This window comes from Halobacillus seohaensis, assembly GCF_042663045.1.
GTDB classification, from domain to species: Bacteria; Bacillota; Bacilli; order Bacillales; family Halobacillaceae; genus Halobacillus_A; species Halobacillus_A seohaensis.
On record NZ_JBHSZV010000030.1, the window covers coordinates 1 to 24,539 of the forward strand.

General features: G+C 37.2%; 21 protein-coding genes, 1 pseudogene and 1 riboswitch. Of the genes and pseudogenes, 17 read left to right on the plus strand and 5 right to left on the minus strand.

From position 1 onward, the window contains the following. Window positions 1-160 (minus strand): ATP-binding cassette domain-containing protein (locus ACFQIC_RS11985; protein WP_390217120.1); only part of this gene is annotated, 160 nt, incomplete at its 3' end. 410 nt (window positions 161-570) lie between these two features. On the opposite strand from ACFQIC_RS11985, the gene ACFQIC_RS11990 reads away from it, so the two are divergent. From ACFQIC_RS11990 to ACFQIC_RS12040, 13 genes and pseudogenes are all read left to right on the plus strand, one after another. Next, the gene (locus tag ACFQIC_RS11990; RefSeq protein ID WP_390217117.1) at window positions 571-717 is read left to right on the plus strand and encodes a hypothetical protein; all 147 of its coding nucleotides are present in this window, start codon (window positions 571-573) and stop codon (window positions 715-717) included. 376 nt (window positions 718-1,093) lie between these two features. Further along, window positions 1,094-3,025, plus strand: a complete 1,932-nt coding sequence (fbp, locus tag ACFQIC_RS11995) for a fructose-1,6-bisphosphatase (protein ID WP_204711156.1) — start codon at window positions 1,094-1,096, stop codon at window positions 3,023-3,025. A 1,039-nt stretch (window positions 3,026-4,064) separates the two neighbouring features. After that, window positions 4,065-4,844: an SRPBCC domain-containing protein gene (locus ACFQIC_RS12000; RefSeq protein WP_204711158.1), complete on the plus strand. Its 780-nt coding sequence runs from the start codon at window positions 4,065-4,067 to the stop codon at window positions 4,842-4,844. Window positions 4,845-5,781: 937 nt separating this feature from the next. Further along, complete coding sequence (locus ACFQIC_RS12005; RefSeq protein WP_204711196.1) at window positions 5,782-7,248, plus strand: protein adenylyltransferase SelO; 1,467 nt, start codon at window positions 5,782-5,784, stop codon at window positions 7,246-7,248. Next, a complete protein-coding gene (locus ACFQIC_RS21085) occupies window positions 7,166-7,477 on the plus strand; it encodes an avidin-fold protein (protein ID WP_465260868.1) in 312 nt (103 codons plus the stop codon). The genes ACFQIC_RS12005 and ACFQIC_RS21085 overlap by 83 nt, the downstream gene beginning before the upstream one ends. Before the next feature lie 31 nt (window positions 7,478-7,508). Continuing rightward, window positions 7,509-7,583: a hypothetical protein gene (locus ACFQIC_RS21090; RefSeq protein ID WP_465260869.1), complete on the plus strand. Its 75-nt coding sequence runs from the start codon at window positions 7,509-7,511 to the stop codon at window positions 7,581-7,583. Between the two features lie 579 nt (window positions 7,584-8,162). Then, entirely contained in the window at window positions 8,163-8,870 is a 708-nt protein-coding gene (locus tag ACFQIC_RS12010; protein WP_204711159.1) for a lysozyme family protein, read from the plus strand. A gap of 191 nt (window positions 8,871-9,061) precedes the next feature. After that, window positions 9,062-10,435 carry a hypothetical protein gene (locus tag ACFQIC_RS12015; protein WP_204711160.1) on the plus strand — a complete coding sequence of 458 codons (1,374 nt, stop codon included), beginning with the start codon at window positions 9,062-9,064 and terminating at the stop codon, window positions 10,433-10,435. Between the two features lie 878 nt (window positions 10,436-11,313). Continuing rightward, the gene (locus ACFQIC_RS12020; protein WP_204711161.1) at window positions 11,314-11,526 is read left to right on the plus strand and encodes a hypothetical protein; all 213 of its coding nucleotides are present in this window, start codon (window positions 11,314-11,316) and stop codon (window positions 11,524-11,526) included. A 63-nt stretch (window positions 11,527-11,589) separates the two neighbouring features. After that, complete coding sequence (locus ACFQIC_RS12025) at window positions 11,590-11,967, plus strand: GntR family transcriptional regulator (protein WP_204711162.1); 378 nt, start codon at window positions 11,590-11,592, stop codon at window positions 11,965-11,967. Then, window positions 11,960-12,858 (plus strand): annotated as a pseudogene (locus tag ACFQIC_RS12030) (ABC transporter ATP-binding protein). The gene ACFQIC_RS12025 and the pseudogene ACFQIC_RS12030 overlap by 8 nt, the downstream one beginning before the upstream one ends. After that, window positions 12,833-14,818: a DUF6449 domain-containing protein gene (locus ACFQIC_RS12035; protein ID WP_204711163.1), complete on the plus strand. Its 1,986-nt coding sequence runs from the start codon at window positions 12,833-12,835 to the stop codon at window positions 14,816-14,818. Before ACFQIC_RS12030 ends, ACFQIC_RS12035 begins: the two are co-directional and overlap by 26 nt. A 13-nt stretch (window positions 14,819-14,831) precedes the next feature. Continuing rightward, window positions 14,832-15,359 carry an RNA polymerase sigma factor gene (locus ACFQIC_RS12040; protein ID WP_204711164.1) on the plus strand — a complete coding sequence of 176 codons (528 nt, stop codon included), beginning with the start codon at window positions 14,832-14,834 and terminating at the stop codon, window positions 15,357-15,359. A gap of 382 nt (window positions 15,360-15,741) precedes the next feature. On the opposite strand, the gene ACFQIC_RS12045 is transcribed toward ACFQIC_RS12040, so the two are convergent. Continuing rightward, window positions 15,742-16,962, minus strand: a complete 1,221-nt coding sequence (locus ACFQIC_RS12045) for a LysM peptidoglycan-binding domain-containing protein (protein ID WP_204711165.1) — start codon at window positions 16,960-16,962, stop codon at window positions 15,742-15,744. Window positions 16,963-17,100: 138 nt separating this feature from the next. Here ACFQIC_RS12045 and ACFQIC_RS12050 point away from each other — a divergent pair, with 138 nt between their 5' ends. Continuing rightward, entirely contained in the window at window positions 17,101-18,180 is a 1,080-nt protein-coding gene (locus tag ACFQIC_RS12050) for a phosphotransferase (protein ID WP_204711167.1), read from the plus strand. Between the two features lie 334 nt (window positions 18,181-18,514). Here the strand turns inward: ACFQIC_RS12050 and ACFQIC_RS12055 are convergent, their stop codons facing one another. After that, entirely contained in the window at window positions 18,515-18,694 is a 180-nt protein-coding gene (locus ACFQIC_RS12055) for an H-type small acid-soluble spore protein (RefSeq protein WP_204711169.1), read from the minus strand. A 309-nt stretch (window positions 18,695-19,003) separates the two neighbouring features. Continuing rightward, window positions 19,004-19,702, minus strand: coding sequence for a response regulator transcription factor (locus tag ACFQIC_RS12060; RefSeq protein ID WP_390217118.1), 699 nt, complete (start codon window positions 19,700-19,702; stop codon window positions 19,004-19,006). Between the two features lie 142 nt (window positions 19,703-19,844). On the opposite strand from ACFQIC_RS12060, the gene ACFQIC_RS12065 reads away from it, so the two are divergent. After that, window positions 19,845-20,783, plus strand: coding sequence for an alpha/beta hydrolase (locus ACFQIC_RS12065; RefSeq protein WP_390217119.1), 939 nt, complete (start codon window positions 19,845-19,847; stop codon window positions 20,781-20,783). 61 nt (window positions 20,784-20,844) lie between these two features. Then, complete coding sequence (locus ACFQIC_RS12070; RefSeq protein WP_204711171.1) at window positions 20,845-22,482, plus strand: flavin-containing monooxygenase; 1,638 nt, start codon at window positions 20,845-20,847, stop codon at window positions 22,480-22,482. A 382-nt stretch (window positions 22,483-22,864) separates the two neighbouring features. Here ACFQIC_RS12070 and ACFQIC_RS12075 read toward each other — a convergent pair whose 3' ends face one another. Next, a complete protein-coding gene (locus ACFQIC_RS12075; RefSeq protein WP_204711173.1) occupies window positions 22,865-23,251 on the minus strand; it encodes an SET domain-containing protein in 387 nt (128 codons plus the stop codon). A gap of 307 nt (window positions 23,252-23,558) precedes the next feature. Then, window positions 23,559-23,678: riboswitch (SAM riboswitch) on the plus strand. A gap of 91 nt (window positions 23,679-23,769) precedes the next feature. Here ACFQIC_RS12075 and ACFQIC_RS12080 point away from each other — a divergent pair. Further along, the gene (locus tag ACFQIC_RS12080; protein WP_204711175.1) at window positions 23,770-24,495 is read left to right on the plus strand and encodes a phosphoadenylyl-sulfate reductase; all 726 of its coding nucleotides are present in this window, start codon (window positions 23,770-23,772) and stop codon (window positions 24,493-24,495) included. Window positions 24,496-24,539: the final 44 nt, after the last annotated feature.

Here is a 24,539-nt window from a genome sequence, read left to right on the forward strand (position 1 = left end):
TAAGTCCCATGATTGCTTTAATTAAAGTCGATTTACCAGCACCATTTGGTCCGATAATACCAACCAACGCCCCTTTTTTAATTTGGAAAGATATTTCTCTTAGTGCAGGTTCCCCAAGATACGATACGTTCAAATTTCTGACAAATAATGCATGTGACATGAATATCAATCCTTTCTTTTATAATATTTCAATTAAAGTTTCAAACAGCAAATCAATTTTCCTTAAAGTAATTTTTTTTTCCTTAATGCAACTTTTTCCGTAAAAAAAGTAGTACAACAACCTGAATTTATTTTTGAGTCACTAACAATGTAGTGAGGGGGTTGAAAAAAGGTTTTCAATCGCGTGAAAGGTTTTTATTGCGCTTGAGAACATATTATGCATTGATTAAAAAAAGTTTCCTTAGGGCAATATTACTTCTGTACTTATAGTATGTCAAGAGTTATTCGCAAGATAGTTGAGTTATATTCTATTCTTAAATCTCATTGTTCAAGCACTCACTTAAGGCATATTTAATACACCTGTATTTATTACTGTGATAGATTAAGTTCTGTTTTAGTTTTTATAAGATTGTGCAATTTAACCGTGATGATCAGGATGAAGAATTGACAGCGCTAACCGTTAATACGTACTTCTTGGAAATTTTTCAGTGCGGGGTTTCCAGAAACATGCAGCGAACAATGGCCTTTGGAAATGATCTTCTTTCTCTTCAGCCATAATTGTGTCTTCTCAGATTTGTTTGAATCAAGTATATATGACCTTAACAGATGTGTTCGATTAAGTTTGACCTATCCAATAAGCAAAAGGAAAGATTGTTAAAATAAGGTTTTCTTCTGCATAAGGAGTTCCTTCTTTTACTTACTTATCTTCATTTCAAGTCTTCAATAAAAGAAGGCTTAAAGAGACACTTCCTATTTATAAAAGTAAAAATGTGTTATTATCATATATAATTTATAATTTTTCCACAATTGCGAACAACACAATGAAATATGAGCTGTTATAATTTCAATCTTAGATTTCTCCTGAAATAAAAAGTAGTAATTGCAAGTTTTTAGATGGTTAATAGCGATGAATTTTGAAAGGGGATACATAATTTTGCACACAAAATACTTAGATTTACTGGCCCAAGAATATGATAGTGAAGAAAAAGTAGTCACAGAAATTATTAATCTTAAAGCTATTCTTAATCTTCCAAAAGGAACAGAGCATTTTGTGAGTGATTTACATGGGGAATATCAAGCTTTTCAACATGTGTTAAGAAATGGATCAGGGAGAGTGAAAGAGAAAATAACAGACCTTTTTAAAGATGTATTGCCTGAAAAAGAAATTGATGAATTTGCGACATTAGTTTATTATCCTGAAGAGAAAATAAAGTTAATTAAGAATGCTTTTGACAATAAGAACGAATTATACCAATGGTACAACCAAATCATTGAGCGGATGATTAAGCTCATTTCTTATGCATCCTCCAAGTATACACGCTCGAAATTACGTAAAGCATTACCTGATCAGTTTGTTTATATTATAGAAGAGCTACTATACAAAACGGATGATTTCACAAATAAGGAATCTTATTATACAAAGATAGTTCAGCAAATTATCTCTCTCGGACAGGCAGATAAGCTTATTATAGGTCTTGCTTATACCACTCAGAGATTGGTTGTTGACCATCTTCATGTAGTAGGGGATATTTACGATCGCGGACCCGAACCTGATAGAATTATGGACACTCTCATCAATTATCATTCCGTTGATATTCAGTGGGGAAATCATGATGTATTATGGATAGGTGCTTTTGCTGGATCAAAGGTTTGCCTCGCTAATATTATTCGTATTTGTGCTCGATACAACAATTTGGAAATTATTGAAGATGTGTATGGGATAAATCTAAGACCACTTCTCAATCTTGCGGAGAAATACTATGATGACAATCCAGCTTTTAGACCTAAAATACATTCAGACGAAAAACCATCTAATCATGAAAGAATACAAATCACAAAAATTCATCAAGCTATTGCAATTATTCAGTTCAAACTTGAAAGCTCTATTATAAAGCGGCGCTCGTACTTTAATATGTCGGAAAGGCTTTTACTTGAGAAAATTGATTATGATAAAAACGAAATAACGATTCATGACCAAACGTATCCACTAGAAGATACCTGCTTTACCGTGGTTAATCCGCAACAGCCTGATCAATTATTAGAGGAAGAAGAGCAAGTGATGGAAAAACTGTTATTTTCTATCCAACACTCGGAAAAGCTGTCCAGACATATGAACTTTCTTATGAAAAAAGGCAATCTTTATTTGAAATATAACGGAAATTTATTAATACATGGATGTATTCCTTTAGATGAAAAAGGAAATATGGAAAAAATGATGATAGAAAATAAAACCTATGCAGGTCGTGATTTACTTGATGTTTTTGAACATTATTTACGGCATGCTTTTGCACATCCTGAAGAAACCGATGATCTTGCGACAGATATGGTCTGGTATTTATGGACGGGAGAATATTCATCACTCTTTGGGAAAAGAGCAATGACAACCTTTGAAAGGTATTTCATTAAGGATAAGGACATCCATAAAGAGAAAAAGAATCCATATTACCATTTACGCGAAAAAGAGGAAACCTGCCGCAACATCCTAACCGAATTTGATCTTAATCCTGACCAAGGTCATATCATAAATGGCCATACACCAGTAAAAGAAATTGACGGAGAAAGTCCAATTAAAGCAAATGGAAAGATGATTGTCATCGATGGAGGTTTTTCAAAGGCTTATCAGTCAAAAACGGGTATTGCTGGATATACTTTATTATATAACTCCTACGGCATGCAACTTGTCGCCCATAAGCATTTTAATTCCAAAGAGCATGTTCTACTAAATGGAACAGATGTTTTATCAGTAAAAAGATTGGTGGATAAAGAACTGGAGAGAAAAAAAGTTCTGGAAACAAATGTTGGAGAGGAATTATTACAGGAAGTTTATATTTTGAATAGTTTGATGGAATATCGTTATATGAATTGAGGTCACTCCTAACAATTTAAAGAAAAGGACAGTTATCTGTAATGTAACGGGTTCAGTTTTCGAGTACAAAACATGAAATAACAAGGAATATCGGTATTTAACATATAAATTAGCATAAGATCAGAGGTTGTGCTTGAATTCGAGATGTTTGTGTGAATGTAGGGGCTGCGGGAAACGGCTCGCTTTCCATGGGGCGGGCGCTGAGCCTCCTCGGACTTCGTCCTGTGGGGTCTCAGCTGTCCCGCACATCCCATAGGAGTCTCCCCGTTTCCCTCCGCCCCTTTACCATATAAGTGTCTCGATACCCCTTCAAGAAAAGGCAGCCATTCCTAAGTTTGCATGTAGATAGTCCTTCTGGGAAAGGGATTCGTTTCTCACACATCGAATGGTGGGGGGCTTGGGAATCTCCCCGTTTCCTAGCCACTCATCCTTTGCTTTTAATGAACGGCCCTACTGCCATAAGTCGTCTTCTGTGTTCGCTACAACATATGGAACAAGTGTGCAGTTGCAAACTCCTATCTATGAATAGCCTACAATTTGAAGAACCAATTACTGAGGTTTCCGTCTGTCTCACAATGGCAAGGAGTCTCGCGATTTCCCGGACCTCCAAACGCTTTCAACCATAACGGAAACAACATCTCTCGAAGCTAAAGGATGCTTTAGTTGAAGAAGAAAATATAAAGAAAAACGCTTGGATATTAAAATGTCCAAGCGTTTTTCTTTACCAATTGTAATGTTATTTAGTATGTTAATTAGTTCGATAATTCTGTTGCTATTTTTCCCTCTACATATGTTTTTGTACTCCAAAACCGAACTATTTATCTGTAATGATAGCGTCCTTTTTTAATTTAAATGGAATCTCTTTGGATAAACTCTTTTGAAATACGATGCTAGTCGATTTTATGTAAATTGGTATAAGGTTGGTTCTAGACTAGTTGACCAGTATTTATCAACATGTTACTATTATGTCACATATTATAAGTTACTAATTGGTCACATGTGATGGTGATTATATACGATTTACGAAAGGAATAATGTCATGGAAAGAGAGCTTACCAGTGTATTTAGGGCATTAGGGCATCCGATTAGAAGGCAAATTCTTGATTTACTCAAGGAATCACCTAAAACAACCGGTGAATTAAATGATTTTTTTCCAAACGTTACTAGGTATTCGATTATGAAGCATTTAAATATTTTGGAAGAAGGAAACTTAGTGGTGGTCAGGCGTGAAGGGAAATATAGAAGAAACTTTCTTAATGCAGTACCCCTTCAAGAAGTGCATAACCGGTGGGTAGGTAAGTATATTCAAACAACTGCTAGTTCATTGCTTAACTTACGAGCAACTGTAGAACAAAACGGAGGGAAACAGACAATGACAACGAACGATAATAATTTTCATATCGAGCAAGAAATATTTATGGCTGCGCCACGAGAAGAAGTGTTTAAAGCGTTAACAGAAAAAGTACAAGATTGGTGGGAATTCCGGTTGGCTCCAGAAGGTAAAACATCTTATTTTACATTTGAGCCAGTTCCAGGAGGACAATTTATCGAAAAATGGGGGGAGAATGATGGAGCAATCTGGGGAAACGTTTATTATGTGAATGCTCCAGAAGAAATTCGTTTATATGGTCACCTTGGTATGCAAGGCGCAGTAAACAGTTCCTATACCTATCGTTTGATTGAGCAAGATGGTGGAACACTATTTCAGCTTTCACATTCAGCATCTGGTATTATTCAAGAAAATTGGGAGCAAGATCACTCTAAGGGTTGGGAATATCTTCTTGGAACCTTACTTAAAAATTATGTAGAAAAACAATAAATACCAAATTTGCTGATTTTTATTTATGTTGCCCTGTTGATATTATTTAGCGGGAAAACCCATCACACTTGTTAAACTAAATACCTAGATTATGGAAGGGTCAGTTCCGAGACATTTTGGTGGTTTCCGTTACAAAGGATGGCGTTTGAAGGTCCGGGAAATCTCCAGCTTTCCGTGGGCAGACGCCAACTCTCCTTTGTTGAAGACTCGATACCGTGATCATAGGGTTCGTTACCGTATAAGGAATAGGGGTGACTTTGAAACAACTCGCTTTCCTGCGGGGAACTGGCAAGCCTCCTCAATCGTTGACACTCCCTGTGGGGTCTCGTGGTTTCCAAGCCACCCCATTCGACATGAAAATGAACGAACCCCTAGCATAGGAGAATGCGTCTGCCCTCCCAAACTCTATACGGCAAACGGATCTTCTTGTTATTCAACAATCTGGGGAGATTGTTGAATAGGAGAAGAAACCTCCTCAATGTGGAAGTTAGAAAAAGATTAGTGAAAGTTTAGTCTTTTAATTGTTTGGGATTTTATGTAGGATGAAATATAAGAAATTTACAATGTACTGCTCAAGAGAAGAGAAGATTGTGAATCAAGAACAGGGCTAACATCATCATCTTTATAAGTTATATAAAGGAATTATTTCCTCACTTAATTTTTTTCCAATAATCATTTTAATTGGCCTTATATGGAGAACTGAGGGTAGTGTGATTAACATTTTCATGTAAGCCAATTATAAAATAGGACCAAGGGAGATATTGTTGCAATACTGAATAATGGTAGTCGTAGGGTAAATCTTTGCTAATAAAGTAGTGGATACGAATTGGGTTATACGAAAAGTATGAACAAAAATCATAGAGTGTCTATGATTTTTTGTTTTTTGTAGAAGAATATACATGGATAGAAATATGACAAAACATTCTAAGGAGATATGATGACACAAAATAATGAAATAGGATGGAACTTTGATAACAGTTATGCGCGTCTGTCGGAGTCATTTTATGAAAGCGTTGAACCAACTCCTGTAAGCTCACCAGAGTTGGTCATTCTTAATAATTCTTTGACGAAATCTTTGGGGTTGGACATTAAGCATTTACAAAGTGAAGAAGGTATAGAAGTTTTGGCAGGCAATCAAATTCCCGAAGGTTCTTTGCCTATTGCCCAGGCTTATGCAGGCCATCAGTTCGGGAACTTTACCATGTTAGGTGATGGTCGAGCTGTACTGCTTGGTGAGCAGATTACCCCTTCAGATGAACGGTTTGATATTCAACTTAAGGGGTCAGGACGAACACCTCTTTCCCGCGGGGGTGATGGACGAGCGACACTTGGCCCTATGTTACGCGAATATATCATCAGTGAGGCCATGCATGGCCTTGGTATTCCTACCAACCGCAGTCTCTCTGTAGTGACAACCGGGGAGGCTGTCATTCGCGAAACCAAGTTACCTGGTGCCATTCTAACCCGTGTAGCTGCCAGTCATCTGCGTATTGGAACCTTTGAATACGTGGCAAATTGGGGTAGTACAGAGGAACTTCGGATGCTTGCTGACTATGCAATAGAACGTCATTTTCCAGACATTGAAGATAATGAAGATCGTTATCTTTCGCTATTTGAAGCAGTGATCAAGCGTCAAGCCGCGCTCATTGCCAAATGGCAACTGGTCGGCTTTATCCATGGAGTGATGAACACTGATAACATGACCATTAGCGGAGAAACGATTGATTATGGGCCGTGCGCCTTTATGGATGAATATGACCCGGCAACGGTATTTAGTTCGATTGATGTTCAAGGTCGCTATGCCTATCAGAATCAGCCGCCGATTGGTCAGTGGAACCTGGCACGCTTTGCGGAAGCCCTTTTGCCACTGTTTCATGAGAGTCAAGATCATGCGGTCGAACTGGCTCAGGAGGCTCATGCTAAGTTTGAGGAGCTGTATCATAGTCATTGGCTTGCGGGAATGAGGAAAAAACTAGGAATACAGAACGAAGAGGAGCAGGATGAGGCCTTAATCGAAGACCTTCTCAGTATTATGAAGAAGCATCGTGTCGACTTTACCAATACGTTTCGGGCCTTAACGTTAGGCAAACCGGAGGATACGGTCATGAATGGGACGACAGAATTTACTCACTGGTATGACCAGTGGCAGACAAGACTGGCCAGACAGGAAGAATCAAAAACCTCTTCCTATCAGTTGATGAAGAGCTCGAATCCTGCTGTTATCCCTCGTAACCACAGGGTAGAAGAGGCGCTTGAAGCTGCAGTGAACAAAGGAGACTACAGTGTGATGGAGCAGCTTATGGATGTGCTTTCAAATCCTTATGCGTATTCTCCTGAACAGGAGGAATATACCAAATTGCCCGAACCATCAAGTGGTCCATATCGAACCTTTTGCGGAACATAATGTGAGCTGTAAAGTAAGGCTGAGAAAATGTTGGGAAAATACGGAAAGTGGGGAAGTCTCCTCGAACACTTATTTTAATTATAAGCAAGAGGGGAAAATATTATATGCAGACTATCCAGGTGGAGAAATACTAAAAGGTAAAATTATAGGTGTCGTTCATGATGATGATTCTCTTGAGTTTCGATACAATCATGTAAATACACTTTATGAAATAAGGGGGGAAATGTAAGTCCAAACCTAGGTTAACATCTGACGGAAGAATTGAATTATTTGAAAACTGGCAGTGGTTAGACAGGGAACAAAACGAAGGGGAATCCCTTATAAGAGAAGTATAATCATGCTTATTCATGGGGAAAGGGCGCAATTCCACACTAATGGATTGCGTCTGTAATCTCCATGTACAAATACAAATTGTTTTTGTTTCTGTTTTTAAGCAGATTGTTCAACTTCATGTGAAGATAATATTATTAACTTGATCAAGGGTTATTGTAGATAGCTGATATCGTTTGTCATACCTCGAAAGATTGATATGGCGAGATATTAATAAACTGGGATGACGCTACGATGATTTCAAGTCTCGTCCCCAAGACTATAGTCTTGGGGAGGGGATTTTTTTATGTTTCCTACAACGGGGGTTATTTGCGCTTTCATTTTCTCTGATAAGAATGTTTCCAAAGGAGTACGTTTTTTTTTTATATTTCATTGAACAATAGATTGATATTTTTACTTTATTTTGAAACAATAAGTCTGTTTGGCACTATAATAGGGGAGCGGCGGTGGACTTTATGTAGTGCATAATTGTTACAATTCTCCTGGTCAAAACGAAAGTAGAAACTATTAATCTAGTAATCAACTGAATTAATGTTAAAATATATATCATAAACAAGTATATATATAATGCTAGGGGGGAGAACATGCCGAGGGGATTTGCTAAAAGGAATGCTGAAAGAATAGTTAGGATAGGGAAATTCTTTAAGTTTGTTCTCCCTATCCTGCTATTTTTCGTGGTTATTTACGCTCTCATAAATAGTAGTATCATAGGAGAGGGAGTATCCAGTGGCTTTAGCACAGGAGAAAATTTATCGCAGCAAGTTTTACAGTATGAAGATGATGTAAGTAAGTATGCTCGAGAAGAAGGTATAGAGGATCACGTTGGAATTCTTCTTGCCTTAATGATGCAAGAATCTGGAGGGAGAGGGGATGACCCTATGCAAGCTTCGGAATCGCTTTGTGGTTCTGTCGGTTGTATAACTGATCCTGAACGCTCCATAGAACAGGGCGTTTCTTATTTTGCACATACTTTAGAGCAATCTGGACAAGACGTAAAATTAGCCCTTCAATCCTATAATTTTGGTGCTGGTTTTATTGATTACGTAATGAACAATGGTGGAGAATACACACAAGAATTAGCTATCGAATTTTCAGCCATGAAATATAATGAATTAGAACATACAGGAAATTATAGCTGTATTCGTTCTGAAGCCGAACAGTATGATGCTTGTTACGGTGATATATATTATGTAGGTGCGGTATTGGGGTATTATCAATCGGAAAATGAAGATGACGGCTCTGAATGGTCCGTTATAATTGATAACGCTGATGAAGAAAGAATATCAGCATAAAACACAAAAGGACCCGTTATCCTTTTCAATTGGAGAACGGGTCCTTTAAAGTTAGAAATCTACTCTTCTATGATCCTTTTATGTTTCTTGAAATAATCATCTTTACCGAAAGAATATTGTGAATAACAAAGAACGTAGACGAACATATAATCTAAGAATTGGATTGTTCGCCTATGGATAGGAGGTTCATTGTGCGTCATTTAAATGTTTTTAACCATTTATACATATTTTACTCGTTTGTTTTTTTATTAAATGTGATCCATGTTTTTTGGTCTCACCCTGTTCTTTATTCGATTATTGGCATTCTTGGGATTATAATGATGATGATTAACTTTCCTCGATCCGACCGTGTTTTTAAGATTCTTGGAGGGATTCTCTTAGCAGCGGGTACTTTTTTCTTTCTCTCAAGTGACGTGTCTGCTGGATCAATTCCTTCCTTTTTTGCCGGGAATATCGGGTTGTTATTTCTTTTGTCAATGCTTCCATGGATGAATAGTGTTGTGAAGGCTGGAAGGTATAATAAATTGCTGCAGTCTTTGCTTGGAGGTAACGTGAAAGATATGGGGTCTTTATACGTGCGCAGTGAAGTGACGATGGTGTCACTTGCTGCTTTTTTGAATTTATCTTCAGCGACAATATCTCAAGACTTGTTAAAGACTCAGTTAAATAAAGTAAAAACCAAGGTGAAGAATAATTTTATTGTCATGTCTACCTTGAGAGGGTATTCACTCGCATTGCTTTGGAGTCCGCTAGAGATTTTATTAGCTACGTCTATATTTATTACGGGAGCAAATTACTTAGAGGTTTTACCTTGGATGTTACTTATTGCTTTGCTTGGATTTTTAGTAGATGCGGGAATTGGGAAAATGCTCTTTCGGAAACATGACGTTGGAAATCTCGCGTCTGAGGCAGAGAATCGGGAAGTAAATAAAAAGAAATTAATGCAATTCATAATCGCGCTTGTGCTCTTTTTATTCGTCGTAGTTTTCTTGGCGAATGTAGTCCAGTTTGACTTTTTATTTGCCGTAACGATTGCGATCTTCCCTTTTGCGTTAACATGGGCGGTTTTAATGAAACGGAAAAAGAGCTTCTTAAAAATAGGATGGCCTGCATGGAAAAGGCAGACAAATCATTTAAATAACTTTGTTGTATTATTGTTGTCTTTATCTTTTCTAACAGAAACGTTGAATGCTTCGCCGTATTTACAAATTTTGCAGGATCCTATTGTTGCACTCGAAGGACATCCGCTGCTAATTATGCTCTTCATTCAAGCCGCGTTTCTTGGTATGACTGTGTTAGGTGTTCATCCATTAGCTACGATGGGAATCTTTGGTGGAGTCAGCGAGTTACTAATGGGAGCTTTACCTACAGTAACGCTAACTGTACTTTTAGCAAGCAGTGCTATAGCAACAGTGCCTTCTGCTCCTTATGGGTTGATTGTAACGATAACTTCTGTGGGGTTAAGAATGAATCCATATGAAATCGTATTAAAAAACCTTCCATACAGCTTGTTGTGCGGTTTCCTAGGAATATTAGTCGCTTTGCTTACATTGGAAATATATTAATCGTACGCTATTGGAAATATGTAACTGGAAGCTTGATAAAAAATTGACATAGCAATCCCCGTCTTTAGCATAATGAGTTTCTCCGTCGGCTGTTTGCATTACTCAACGTACACGGAATTTCTCAATGAGGCCAAAGAGGTTATTGGGGACAAATATCTCGTATTCGAACATACTAGGGAATAAGCCGATTTTAAAAAGTAATATTGAAAAAAGAGTATCAGCAAGCATCTTTGCTGATACTCTTTTTCTTGTTTTTTTAAAAAATGATTTCAGACTAAAATGCAGTCCTGCTCAGCACTTAACTTCAATTTAATCCCAACCATCACTTGGTCTTTTTATGTTAATACAGTTATACAATAGTATCGTAGAATATTAAAGCAATAATAGTTTCAATTGTTGGAAGTACATATTTGTCATTTGGGGTTTAATGAGGGGAATAATTGTAATGAAGGAGTGAGTGATTATATGAGCATAGGAACTATATTGATTGGAGTGGGGCTTGTTTTCTTGTTTATTTTTATAATAGCTATTGCTTCAGTTAAAAAGTAACTTGTGAAAGTTGAAAGTGTTAATTACAGACTACGCTAATAATAATTAATAATGGATACCATTTCACCCCCACGGCTTAGGAAGGGGTGAAATGGTTTTGAATGAATTGTTGGTGTTAGCCCTTATAAATATTTTATGTTCGGATCCTTTTAGTTTTATAGAACTTTATTTTGAAAAACTCATCTTCATAGCAAGAACTAAAAATGTAAACAGATTAATATTCTTTGTTTTTCTCATGATTAATCCCTCCTAATTGTCTTATTATTTCGACTAAAATAAGAATAGCACGCTACCTATAACTTTCATAGAAACATGTAAGGAAATCTAACATGGAATTTAAAGTAGTGTGTGACTATGCATTAAGAAGCTGCCAAAAGTTTTTGGCAGCTTTGTTTATTATGTTTGTCGCAGATAAGCTTTTCTCATTGTTTAAATGGTATATCACAAATGATCAACGCTTCTCTGTTACCAGAAATGCGTTATTATTTATGGGAATTTTAAAAAAGAACTTCTCAAATGGAGATGGTTTCGATATACTATAACTGTACTATTTATACTAATACGGTTAATACAGTTGTAATAAACATCGATTTGGAGGTGTATACATGTTTGAATTGGACTTTAGAAGTCGAAGGCCCATCTATGAACAGCTAGTGGAGAAGCTGAAGGAGCTTATTATCAATGAAGTTCTTAAGAAGGATGAAAAACTTCCTTCCGTCAGAGAACTTGCCCAGCAATTGACGATAAATCCCAATACGATACAAAAAGCATACAGAGAGCTTGAGTCACAAGGATATATATACTCATTAAAAGGAAAAGGAAGTTTTGTATATCCCGTGAATAAAACAGATAATGACGAGGAGTTGAACAAAGTGCGGGAAGAGTTGAGAAAGTTATTCGCTGAGGCCATTTATCTTGGAATTACTTCTAAGGAAATTGAATTACTTCTCCGTGAAGTGGAAGGAGGTCAAAAGAATGATTGAAGTGCGGAATGTTGATAAATCATTTGAAAGAGAAGAAGTTTTGAATCATGTCACGTTTCATGTTAGACAAGGGTCTATTTATGGATTGTTAGGGTCAAACGGTGCTGGAAAAACAACGTTGATGCGAATGATTGCCGGTATATTGAAGCAGCAATCGGGTAAGTTCGTGTTCTAGAGGAAGATGTTTTTGAAAATGAAAACGTGAAAAAGCGAATGGTTTTTCTGCCAGATACCCTTTATTTTTTGCCCCAATATACAGTGAAGCAGATGGGTAATTACTATCAGGAAATCTATCCATCTTGGAATGAGGAACGCTATCAAAAGTTGAAAGAGATTTTCCATTTGGATGAAAATAAAAAGATTAGTCAATTTTCTAAAGGTATGCAACGACAAGTCGCTTTTTGGTTGGCGATGTCTGTGATGCCTGATGTACTTGTTTTAGACGAGCCGTTCGATGGGTTAGATGCCGTCATGAGAAAAAAGGTGAGGAGTCTGATCATCCAGGATGTGGCAGATCGAGAAATGACCGTTTTGATATCCTCTCACAATCTTAGAGAAGTAGAGGATATTTGTGATCATGTCGGAATCTTACATAAAGGTGAAATGCTTCTTGAAAGAGATTTGGATGATTTAAAAGCAGATGTGCATAAGATCCAAGTAGCCTTTAAAGATGAACAAGAAGTTATATTGCAAAGCGATCTAGAGATCCTGTACCACGAAAAAAGGGGAAGTGTCGTCCTGATGATAGTGAAAGGAAGCGAAGAGGAAGTAACCAATATCATTCAAAAATATCATCCAGTTATTTTTGATCGGCTACCTCTTACGTTAGAAGAGATATTTATTTATGAAATGGGAGGTGCCGGTTATGCCATTGAAAACATCCTCGTTTAAGAAGGAAATTTTCAAACAGGATTTTCGAAATGTAGGCTGGGTCAGTATCATGTACTTGGTTGGGTTGCTATTCACGCTACCTCTTCAACTAGCGATGGCACTTAGTGATGACTATGGCGTCGAACCAAGTAGTGCAGGGTTGTTTGCATCAACCTTCATATTTGAGATCCAGTGTTTGTTCCTTTTTATCATGCCGGTATTGATGGCAGTTTTTCTATTTCGCTATATGCATGTTAAATCGTCTTCTGATTTTATCCATAGTTTGCCGATTCGACGGGAGAAATTATTTAATTATCATATAGCATCAGGTCTTGTTTTCTTAATCGCTCCCATTATCTTGAATAGTATCATCCTTTTAGTGTTTATCGGAGCGGCGGACGTTTCTGAATTTTATACTGTCAACGATCTTGGTTACTGGACAGGGTTAATGGTAATCGTTACATTGCTTGTTTTCATGTCTGGTGTTTTTGTTGGTACATTGACAGGGTTATCTGCAGTACAAGGGGTTCTGACTTATATCTTGTTGGTTTTCCCTATAGGAATCTTTGGTTTAATTTCTTTTCACTTAAGTTTCTATATCACTGGATTTTCAGAGAGTGTGGTATTGGATCAACTTGGCCAACAATTATCACCTATTGTTGATGTCGTAGAATATTACCCTATGAATCCAGGTGAAGGTTTCTTACCGGTCGATTATGTAACCTTAGGAATCTATGTTGTTGTAGCCGTTCTCTTTTACTTAGTTTCTAAGTTTATATACAAAAAACGTCAGTTGGAATCAGCGTCCCAGGCGATAGCCGTTACATGGCTGAAACCAATATTCAAATATGGAGTGACCTTCTGTTTTGCGTTATTTGGTGCTATGTATTTCGGTGGGACCCAAAACACCTATCCATGGATTATTTGTGGATATGTTCTTGGCGGTTTGTTTGGTTACTTCTTATCTACCATGCTGGTGAAAAAGACATGGCGAGTGTTTTCTTTCTCCTATTGGAAAAGTTTTGCATGGTATGGGCTGGCGGTTGCCATATTGTTAAGTGTGATTCCGTTACTAATGATGGGATATGAAGAACATGTACCAAAGAGTGGTGAAGTAGAGAGTGTATTTTTGGGCACGGATTATTATCACTATGAAAACTATATAAGTAGTGGTCAAGGAAAGCTCATACAATCTGGTGAAACGTTAGAAGCGGTCCGGAAGTTCCATGAAAAGATGATTCAAGAAGGAAATCCGCTGGACCGTAATGGGGAAAGATTCTTTATTGCTTACGAAATGAAAAATGGGGATAAGGTACAGCGTTCTTATCAAATCGATCAAAATAGAGTGGAAACATCGTTACAAACTGTAGCGGAAACAAAAGAATATAAAGAAATGAACTACCCTATCCTTAATGTAGATGCTAATCAAGCGCAGAGGATAAACTTACATTCCCCACATATGGGTGATGAGGTGTATATCGTCGATCCTGTCAAGATAAGTAGCTTCTTAGAACAGATAAAAGAAGATATTTATGAAGGATCGTATGAAAATATGGGATCGTCACAAGGTCTGGAATCGTATGGAGAAATAATGCTAGAAGGAGAAGAACCTGTCCAATTTTCCTTGGAAAGATTTTATGAAAAAGCAAATGAATGGTTACAATCGGAGGGTCTTTACGATCAAGTGATTGTTCAAGCAGAAGATGTCAATTACGTAGAGGTTTATCCTTGGGATCAATCTACCGAAATACCAGTTCATGCTGCTTTTGAACAGATGCAAAGAGGAAACATCGATCCATTGAGAATAGAAGACACGCAAGAGGTTGAGCAGGTGTTACAAGGGAAAACAAATCAACAGAACGGTTCCTATTTAGCAGGGATATATTTTCGCGAAAGATTCTCCCATGCTGATGCTGTATTAAGCTTCCAAAAAGACGAAGCGCCTAGCTTTGTTAAGGATTACTTCGATGGCAAAGAGTAAGGGGGGCAAGGATGTGTCGGATATCAACTTTAATGATTTATTCACTAAATATTACAGTCGGGTTTATTATACAGCTCTTAAAATTACTAAAGAAACAAGCGCTGCTGAAGATGTACTCCAAGAAACATTTATCAAAGCCTATGATAAATTCAATGAAATAAAAGACGTAAACAAGGTTGGGGCGTGGTTATCAACTATTGCTTCACGAAAGGCAATTGATTTTCTGAGAAAAGAGAAGAAAATCGTCTTGTTATCGATCGAAGACTATCCGATACTTCTACCATTTGAAATTGCTGAATCAAAAGTAGAAAACGAATGTGAACAGATCATCTTAGAAGAAGAAATCAAGAAAAAAATTAGTACATTATCTCCGAAGCTTCGATCGGTCTTTCAACTACATTACAATCAGCAGCTAAGAGAAAGTGAGATTGCTAGTAAGCTTAACTTATCGAAGGCTGCTGTGAAATCTCGACTATACCGTGCGCGATTAGCAATGAAGAACAAAATGAAGAGCAGATTTGAAGAACACAATACGGCATAACAAAAAGGTGTTCCGACCACTAGTTGGAACACCTTTTGTTTAATTTTTCAAGAGTATAGGACGGCAAGTCGATAATATGATCTGCGTTCAATTATAGATGTACATGAGAGGGGGGGGGGTGATCAACAGTAGGACTTATCAACTGTGTTTTAGCTTTATACTCGTATAGACATCTTAAAGAAGTGGAGAACCAATGCAGCTCTTAGACAATCAACCCTTACCCATCATCTTCCATCCCGATAACATTTACCACAGTCTTGATAAAAAAACTTTCAGGGCCTACCATCTAAGATATTGAATTCATCTTTCAACAAGTATCCCGCCTGCGGGAACCTAAAACCGGCTTTCCATCCGCCGATTCCTTTGAGATTATATTTTTTAACTAAGCGATACTTGGTAGAAGGGACCTAGCATCTTCAAACCAAACTTCATGAAGGTCTCCGGCATCGTCATAATAACGGAACCATGGTGTTGCTTTTTCAAAACTGTAATTAATCTTACCTGATTTTTTAGCGGCAATGCTTAGTGCTTTTTGTTGAGAATAGGCTTCTGCTTCCTTAGCTTTTGATGTAGTATTCCAGTCATAGGCATACATAGCAATGCCTAAGTAAATCTTGTTGCTTGGGATCACGGAGACAGCATAATTGATCGTTTCATCTACTTGTTTTATTGGTGCAATTGATCCGGCTTCTCCTCCAGACCAGTGCCAATTATAAGTCATTAAAAATATGAAATCTGAATGTGTTCCTAGAGTTTGGTAATCATAGGCGCTGTGATGAGCGGGCTGTCGATTCCCTTGCATCGGTGGTATGGACACTCCAACTTCTCCGCCAATTTTTTTCATGCGCTTGTTTAATTTTTCGATAAATGTATTATAAAGAGCCCTGTCCTTTGGCTTTAAGTTCTCAAAATCGATGATCACGCCTTTATATTGCTTTTGATCTACTAATGTGGCCAAATTTTCAATAAGTGTTTGCTGCTTGCTAGAATCAGCAAGTAACGAATGAGCAAGATCAGAGTCAAACCCTTGGGAGGTTAAGTTGGTAATTGTAGCATAAGGAGTTAATCCTTTTTGCCATGCCAGTTTAATGGCTTCCTCCCCATGTAAGCTACTTAAATCTCCATCTATATTGGCACGGTATTCAAAGAATCCAATTGCACTCAAATATTCACTATAGAAATCCATCATCCATTTATTTTCTGCTGGTGTGGATGGTAAAAAGAACGCTCCTGCATCGATATTCCGTTTAGTACTCTGGGGAATTTTTAACCGTTGTCCTACATGGACAGTTTCGGATGATAGGTTGTTTAGCTTCACTATTTGTTCAATAGAAGTCTGATGAAGGTTCGCTATTTTCCAGAGAGAATCTTGTTGGTCTATTACATACTCATTACCTGGAATAGATAATGATTGGCCAGGCAAAAGTTTGGAGGGATCTTTTATGCCATTGATTTCTTGCAATTTATCTGGAGAAGTTTTGTATTTTTCGGAAATTCCCCATAGGCTATCACTTTCTTTGACGGTATAAATAATACTCGCATGAACGTTTGACATAGGGAGCATACAAGTAATAACTAAAAATGTAAGAAGAAATTTTTTCATATCCATAGTCCTTTCCAATTAGCCTCATTTTTCATTAGTCTAAGTAAAAAAGTGTTCTCTATTCAGACCGTCCCAGGTGTAGTACTATACAAGAATAAAGTTTTAACTAAACGATGCTACTTACAAAGGAGGGTGCGTATGGCAGAATTAATTTGGTTGAATGACCGTGTCAAGTTAGAGGACGTCCGTGAATGGATCCAGTCATCTGTGGTTAATGTAAAAGATGTAGCTGGCCCAAAAGAAATATTTCGTGCAAATGATTGGGGGATAACAGCAAGGTTTAGATTGTTCTATGAACAGGGGAAGGAAGATATTGTATGTAAAATTGGTTTCTTGCCTATCTTTAAATCCTCGCCCGTTATTTACAAGTTGTTAAGTGAATCTTGTCCTGATAATGTTCCTGAGCTATTAGACTGGAAATATGATAAAGAACAAACTTGGATGTTATTCACTATGTTTAAAGGAGAACTCGTTAGGGACACCAAAACAATGGATTCGATAGTGAACACAGCAAAAGCATTAGCTGAAATCCAGGTTAGCGTAAGTGAAGAGATAAAAACTAAAGAGTTTGATATACCGACTATCGGGATAGAAAAGATACCTGATTTATATCGATCGATTTTAAATGATATAAAAGATAAATATATTGCGGTATGGAAAAGGGAATCAGTATCCTTGTCTGAGCAGTTCAACCTACCATTAGAAGAAGTAAAAGAGCTTACTGATTTACCACTTATTGAATCCTATCTGCCGCTTATCGAAGAATGGAGTGAGGGACTTTCTTATCGAGAGTATCCTAATTCGATTTATCATATTGATTTGCATACTAATAATGCTATCAGTCAGTTTGACGGTAATATATTAATTTTTGATTGGGAAGAAGCAACTATAAGTCATCCATTTTTCTCACTCGAAAAATTATTGGGTGATGCCCGCCAATTTGATGAAGTTGGTTCAACGCGTATTAAAAGTACCACTGGATTATCTTACACGCCCTCGGAATTGGTTATTCGTGAGGCATATTTAAAGGAGATCCCTTGGTATACCTTTGATGAACGTCAACGTGATTTCGATATAGCAAGATGTTTAGCTCCTATCCAATACATCTATTTGAGTACCTACTTTTTAAATCAATCGGGGTGGGTGAAAGAGGCACCTAGTTTAATCGCATTTGATATGTTAAAAACTTTAAAACGATGGAAAGAAATGCCGATATAGAATCCGAAGATTTAATTGACCCTATAGGATGAGGTTGAGGATTAAAACTCAAATAACATAATGATATTAGCTGTTGTCAACGTGCTAATGACTATGTTAATTGTATTTTTTATAGACCAATTAGGTACTTGTAATTTTTGTGAAAATATTTGTAGAAGACTCGATTCGATATGATTGTGTGGAGAAAGGGGCGGTGGGGAAGGAGTCTCCCCCTTCCCCACCACGCCAATTGAAGTCTGATATAGACCGATAGGAAACGGAACCCGTTGTCCTTGCTAAGCTTCCTTTTATAGAACCTTTAAGGCAAGCAGTGCCATTGGTGTTTAAAGTTTCTCTACTTTTCGTGTAGTTCATCAAGAGGTACGAGATTTTTTTGTTGTGGATTTTCGAGTACATAAATGTTTGCGGTTTTGTGTTGTTCATCAATTTGTTCAATGTAAACGGGATTGCCTTGATAAGTAACGCTAATCAAATTTTCTGATTCTCGAATTTCTTTTGCTCGTTGTGTGTCCATGAGTTTGTCCTCCTTTTTGCAAGTTATCTGTAAGTAATTAAACAATAAATATCGTTACATGGTTAATATGAGTTATCTTGTCATTAGTTATTCTTTTAACATCGAATATAATATGTGCTCCGTTTAAACGAAATGCTACGAGAGTCTGAAATTCAGTATTAATCAATAAGTATGACAGAAAGATAAAAGCCTGTTTTGCTGGCAACATTTATTTATTGAATAAAAAAGTTCCAGTACCCGGCTTGTTAATATGTAATGTATGCAGGGTACTGGAACATTCATTGCACGTTAAAGTAAGCGCTTACAAAATTAGGAAAGAATGCCTCTCCGAAATAACTCGGCAACAGCATGGGTACGGTTATGTGCTCCGGTCTTTTTGATGGCTGATTTCACATATTGCTTAACTGTGGCGTCACTTATTTTCATTACATCTGCCATTTCTTTTGTGCTTTCACCTTGGGCAATCCTTCTCATGACTTCAAATTCTCTTTTACTTAGTAGATCTGAGTCCGAGGTATGGTTCATGGTTTGAATAAATTTACCAATCAGCTTTCCGTATAAAGTGAAAGATGAAAGCATATCGCTATCTAACTTTATGCCCTTTTCAAATTCTGTACTGCAAAAATATCCGACCACGATGGAATCAAAACAAATCGGCACAACTAACATGGAATTGACACTGGAAGGAATAACATATTTACTGCTCGTTTGTTTTAAAAATTCTATCCCTGTACAATATTTTGCCTGTTTTTCTCTGATGGATTTGTAAATGATTGGCAAAGACCTAATATCATCTCTAATGTCATTGATATATACCAAGTCAGTTGAAGAAGTCATTAAAATAATTCCTTCTCCTAAGTAACCTAACGGCGAATATCTAAAAAGATATGAGTTTTTAACGGGGAAGAGTTTCATATACGTTTCGATAATTCTATACAATTGTTCTTCTTGACATGAATCGACCTCTAGCTTACGAACATGGTCATGAATGGTAGAAGTAGATGTCAATTTTATACCTCCTTTTGGTTAGGTCAGTATATAGAAAATTGGGAATATTATTATTATAAATAAAATTATATCATGAAGGTAGACATTTTAGGATGGTTTTCCTAGAAATGTACTTACTATTTGTAAAAGGGAGAGGATTATATTGGCAAATCTAGACCCTCAATCAAAATTGTATTTGGAGACGTTCAATCAAATGCCGGCTTTGCATAAGATGGATCCCCAAACCGTAAGAGAAATGATGGCACAGGCTCCTCCTGTAGAAGTAGAAATGGCCCCTTTAGCTAAAACCGAAGATCGAATGATTGATGTTGGAAATGGTGAAGAAATAAAAGTTAAAATTTATACACCAGAAGGAGAGGGCCCGTTTCCTGTTTTTGTATATTACCACGGAGGTGGATGGGTGTTAGGTGATATTGAAACTTCTGACGCCAGCTGTCGCATGCTAGCTAATAAAACTAGTAACATTGTAGTTTCAGTGGAATATCGTTTAGCTCCAGAGCATAAGTTTCCGGTTCCCGTAGAAGATTCCTATGCAGCTTTGCTATGGGCACATGAAAATGCTATATCATTTAATGGAAGCGCTTCCAATATAATAGTAGGTGGAGATAGTGCGGGTGGAAATCTAGCAACTGTTGTTTCTATGATTGCAAGAGATCAAAACGGACCGAAAATTGAAGGACAAGTGTTGCTATATCCTGTGACGAGCTTAGAGTACGACACGGATTCCTATCAAGAGTTTAAAGAAGGGTTTGGTTTAGATCGAGACTTAATGATCTGGTTTGGGGATCATTATATTTCTAAAGAACAGGACAAAAGAAGTCAGTATGCAGCACCATTAGCGTCAAATCATTTAGAAAATCTACCTTCCACACTTATCGTAACAGCAGAAAATGATGTCTTGCGTGACGAAGGAGTAGCTTATGCTGAAAAACTTAAAAAAGCAGGAGTGAAAGTTGAAACGATCAGGGAAGCTGGAATGGTTCATGGATATTTTACAACAATGGCCGTTTTTTCGGATCGAATTAAAGGTACTATTACTCAAATCAATCAGTTCTTAAGTAAAAACAAACAAAATGTATAGTCTTGTAAACCCGATTCTTTTGAAAAAGAGTTAAAAAGTATACAAGGAGGTAGAAAGAATTATGGTATCTACTAATCAACATCAGGCACCTGATTACGATGCAATTGTGATTGGTGCAGGATTTTCTGGATTATATATGCTTCATCGTTTAAGAGAAGCTGGTTATTCTGTTCGAGTTTATGAGGCAGCCGATGGTGTGGGTGGGGTGTGGTATTGGAACCGATATCCTGGCGCTCGTTGTGATTCGGAAAGTATCTATTATAATTATACTTTCTCTGAAGAGTTATATAGGGAATGGACATGGTCTTCTCGCTATCCAAAACAGTCAGAAATTTTGGATTACCTTAATTTCGTGGCTGATAAGTTTGAACTGCGGACAGATATCCAGTTTGACACCAAAATTAAGGCAGCACATTATGATGAAACGAACCACAAATGGAATATTGAGACCGGCGATGGAAATAATGTGTCTGCGAAATACTTTATTACCGGAGTAGGTTGTCTGTCAGCAGCTAACATTCCAAACATAAAAGGTAAGGATACTTTCACTGGTGAATCCTACCATACCGGACACTGGCCTCACGAAGGGGTGGATTTCAAAGGGAAGCATGTCGGGATCATTGGAACTGGTTCAAGTGGTATTCAGTCTATTCCCGTTATTGCTAAGGAAGCGGATCATCTTACTGTTTTTCAACGTACACCGCAGTATAGTACGCCAGCAAAAAATCACCCTTATGATTTAGAAACAATTGAATATTCAAAAGAAAATTTTTATCAAATTAAGGAACAAATGAGAAACTCACCAGGGGGGATACCTGCAGAATTTCCAACCCAATCAGCTTTAGAAAATACACAGGAAGAACGGCAGGAGGTTTTTGAAGAAGCCTGGGAAAAAGGCGGCTTTTATATGCAAAACACATATAATGATATCACGATTAACGAGGATGCCAACGAAACATTAGCTGAATTCGTTCGTTCAAAGATTCGTGAAACTGTCCATGACCAAAAGATTGCTGAGAAATTAATGCCATCCTATTATTATGGAACGAAACGTCCAGTATTGGATACAAATTATTTTGAAACATTTAATAGAACAAACGTATCGCTCATTGATCTGAAAAACACTCCGATTCATAGAATAACAGAGAAGGGTGTTCAAACGACGGAAGAAGAGTATGAGCTGGACACACTTATCTTTGCGACAGGTTATGATGCGATGACAGGTCCACTGTTAAAGATTGATATTCGTGGTAGAGAAGGGGTTTCTTTAAAAGAGAAATGGGGTGGTGGAGCACAGACAAAAACTTACCTTGGTTTGACCAATGCAGGTTTCCCTAATATGTTTATGATTACTGGACCAGAAAGTCCTTCCGTGCTAAGTAATATGCCTGTTTCTATTGAACAGCATGTGGAATGGATTGCTGACTGTATTGATTATCTTTGTGAACATAATATAGATTATATCGAGGCAACTCCAGAAGCTGAGAATGCATGGAGTACACATTGTAGAGAGGTGGCCGAAGCTACGCTCTTCACAAAAACTGAGTCATGGTATACAGGTGCAAATATTGAAGGAAAACCACGGGGATTCTTGATTTATCTTGGAGGAGTGGGAGCTTATCGAGAGAAATGCAGTGAAATTGCCAATGAAGGTTACCCAGGATTTACGATGGTCATTTCTAAGAAACTCGTGATTTAAAAGCAATAATTTAGGGGGGGGGGATTCGCTTCTTAACTTAATGGTTCTGTCGTTAGATACAGAGAAAGGGCTCAGGCATGTTTTCTGAGGGGAGGACGGTAAGTCTCCTACTAGAGCTGAGGCCACTGAAAAAGTGAATTTAATAAGAAAATTAACTCAACCAACCACTATATATGCGAGTGATATTTCTTTAAGAATTTATACTATTTAACCGAAACGTAGCAGACTTGTTTTCTAAACTTAAAGTGGTTCCATTCCTCTGTCTTTACTAACGGAACCATTTTTTAACTCTTTATTCAACATATTGCCCGATGGTAGACGTTTAACATAGCTTAATAAAAAAAGCACCCAAACTAATTGGGTGCTTACATAACAAAATGAATTATTGTTCTTCTTCTTCGTTAAACCATAATGGGTCTTCGTCATCAACAAAGCCGTTATAATTAATGAGGACTTCTTCACCTGCTTTTATATCGTTATAAGCATAAAAGTCAAACGTGTCTTTCTCAAAGTTAATTTCATAATTTGCATTAGGCTCATACGAATGGTTAAACATCATACCATATCCTAAAAGAAAAGCAGTGTGATTTTCTCCGTACTCAAACGCATAATCCGCAAGCCGAGTTTGCTCTATAAATTGATGCTGATCATTAGGATAGGGAAGGACTGGAGCTTCATGGATTAGCTCATTTTTGCTTATATTGCGTGTTGCGAACACTCCTCTTCCGAACTCTTCATCAGTGAGTGTGGACAGTCTTACTTCAATCATGATAGTCACCTACGCCTTCTTTTCGATCAAAATTTGTAACTTCTTAAGTTTGACAGCTGAGTAAGATGAAAGCAACCTTTTTAGGTTATCTAAAGCCTAGCTTGGGAATGGATAATAAATTTTTTTGAAAAGTCCATTCATAAATGTATTTATTTTTTACTTGTATTACGATATACTAATAAACATAGTAATTTACTTGGTTTTAAAAAACAGAATGGTTGTAATTTTCTCATGATCTATTGACATTTATTGTGAATAAGCATATTATATGTAGCAATCATTAAATATCAATAATTTCATACGACTTTTCTTATCGTGAGAGGTGGAGGGACTGGCCCTTTGAAACCTCGGCAACGGATTTAATGAGCAAATCATTAAACACTGTGCCAATTCCAGCAGTGCTTTTCAGGCGCTCGATAGATAAGAAGATTGGAACTTACTGAATGCATCGTAAACCTCTCTTCTTATTTTTACTAAAAGAAGCGAGGTTTTTTAATTTGGCTTAGAGGGAGGTAATTATGGGAAACAATATTATTTATTATGACCGTTTCTCTAGTGACCCATTTGAAGGATGGCAACCAACTGATGATACAAAAGGTGCTGCTGAGGTTTTGCAGTGGGCTTATGAATCATATGGAGAGTCAATTGTATATGCTTGCAGTTTTGGAGCGGAAGGAATTGTATTAATTGATTTGATTTCCAAAGTAAAGAAAGATGCGGAAATTGTTTTTCTTGATACGGATGTCCATTTTCAAGAAACTTACGAACTTATTGATAAAGTAAAAAAAAGATACCCTGAGCTTAACATTCATTTAAAAAAGCCGGATTTAACACTAGATGAGCAGTCAAGTCAGTACGGTTCTGCTCTTTGGAAAAGACAGCCCAATCAATGTTGTTACATTCGAAAAATCAAACCGCTTGAGGATGCTCTTTCTGGAGCGACAGCCTGGATTTCAGGATTGAGAAGAGAACAGTCTCCTAGTAGAAGCCATACGAACTTTGTGAATAAGGATGAACGATTTGAATCAATTAAGGTATGTCCCCTTATTTACTGGACCTGGGATGATGTTTGGGATTATATCCGACTAAACGACTTGGATTACAATGTCTTACATGATCAAGGTTATCCTAGTATTGGTTGTATGCCCTGCACGTCTGCTGTGAATGAACAAGATGACGATCGTTCAGGTAGATGGAAGGGGTCAACTAAAACGGAATGTGGGCTACACACTTCAGGAAATTAAGAATAGGGATGGAATGGATTATACTATAAAACTAAATGAAGGAG

Excerpts from the sequence above, each read along its gene's own strand:
- ACFQIC_RS21085 (WP_465260868.1), top strand. The coding sequence starts at position 7,166 with ATGCGTATTCTCCTGAACAGGAGGAATATACCAAATTGCCCGAACCAT.
- ACFQIC_RS12000 (WP_204711158.1), top strand. The coding sequence starts at position 4,065 with ATGGAAAGAGAGCTTACCAGTGTATTTAGGGCATTAGGGCATCCGATT.
- ACFQIC_RS12050 (WP_204711167.1), top strand. The coding sequence starts at position 17,101 with ATGGCAGAATTAATTTGGTTGAATGACCGTGTCAAGTTAGAGGACGTC.
- ACFQIC_RS12025 (WP_204711162.1), top strand. The coding sequence starts at position 11,590 with ATGTTTGAATTGGACTTTAGAAGTCGAAGGCCCATCTATGAACAGCTA.
- ACFQIC_RS12070 (WP_204711171.1), top strand. The coding sequence starts at position 20,845 with ATGGTATCTACTAATCAACATCAGGCACCTGATTACGATGCAATTGTG.
- ACFQIC_RS12055 (WP_204711169.1), bottom strand. The coding sequence starts at position 18,694 with ATGGACACACAACGAGCAAAAGAAATTCGAGAATCAGAAAATTTGATT.
- ACFQIC_RS12010 (WP_204711159.1), top strand. The coding sequence starts at position 8,163 with ATGCCGAGGGGATTTGCTAAAAGGAATGCTGAAAGAATAGTTAGGATA.
- ACFQIC_RS12020 (WP_204711161.1), top strand. The coding sequence starts at position 11,314 with ATGGAATTTAAAGTAGTGTGTGACTATGCATTAAGAAGCTGCCAAAAG.
- ACFQIC_RS12035 (WP_204711163.1), top strand. The coding sequence starts at position 12,833 with ATGCCATTGAAAACATCCTCGTTTAAGAAGGAAATTTTCAAACAGGAT.
- ACFQIC_RS12045 (WP_204711165.1), bottom strand. The coding sequence starts at position 16,962 with ATGAAAAAATTTCTTCTTACATTTTTAGTTATTACTTGTATGCTCCCT.
- ACFQIC_RS12080 (WP_204711175.1), top strand. The coding sequence starts at position 23,770 with ATGGGAAACAATATTATTTATTATGACCGTTTCTCTAGTGACCCATTT.
- ACFQIC_RS12005 (WP_204711196.1), top strand. The coding sequence starts at position 5,782 with ATGACACAAAATAATGAAATAGGATGGAACTTTGATAACAGTTATGCG.
- ACFQIC_RS12075 (WP_204711173.1), bottom strand. The coding sequence starts at position 23,251 with ATGATTGAAGTAAGACTGTCCACACTCACTGATGAAGAGTTCGGAAGA.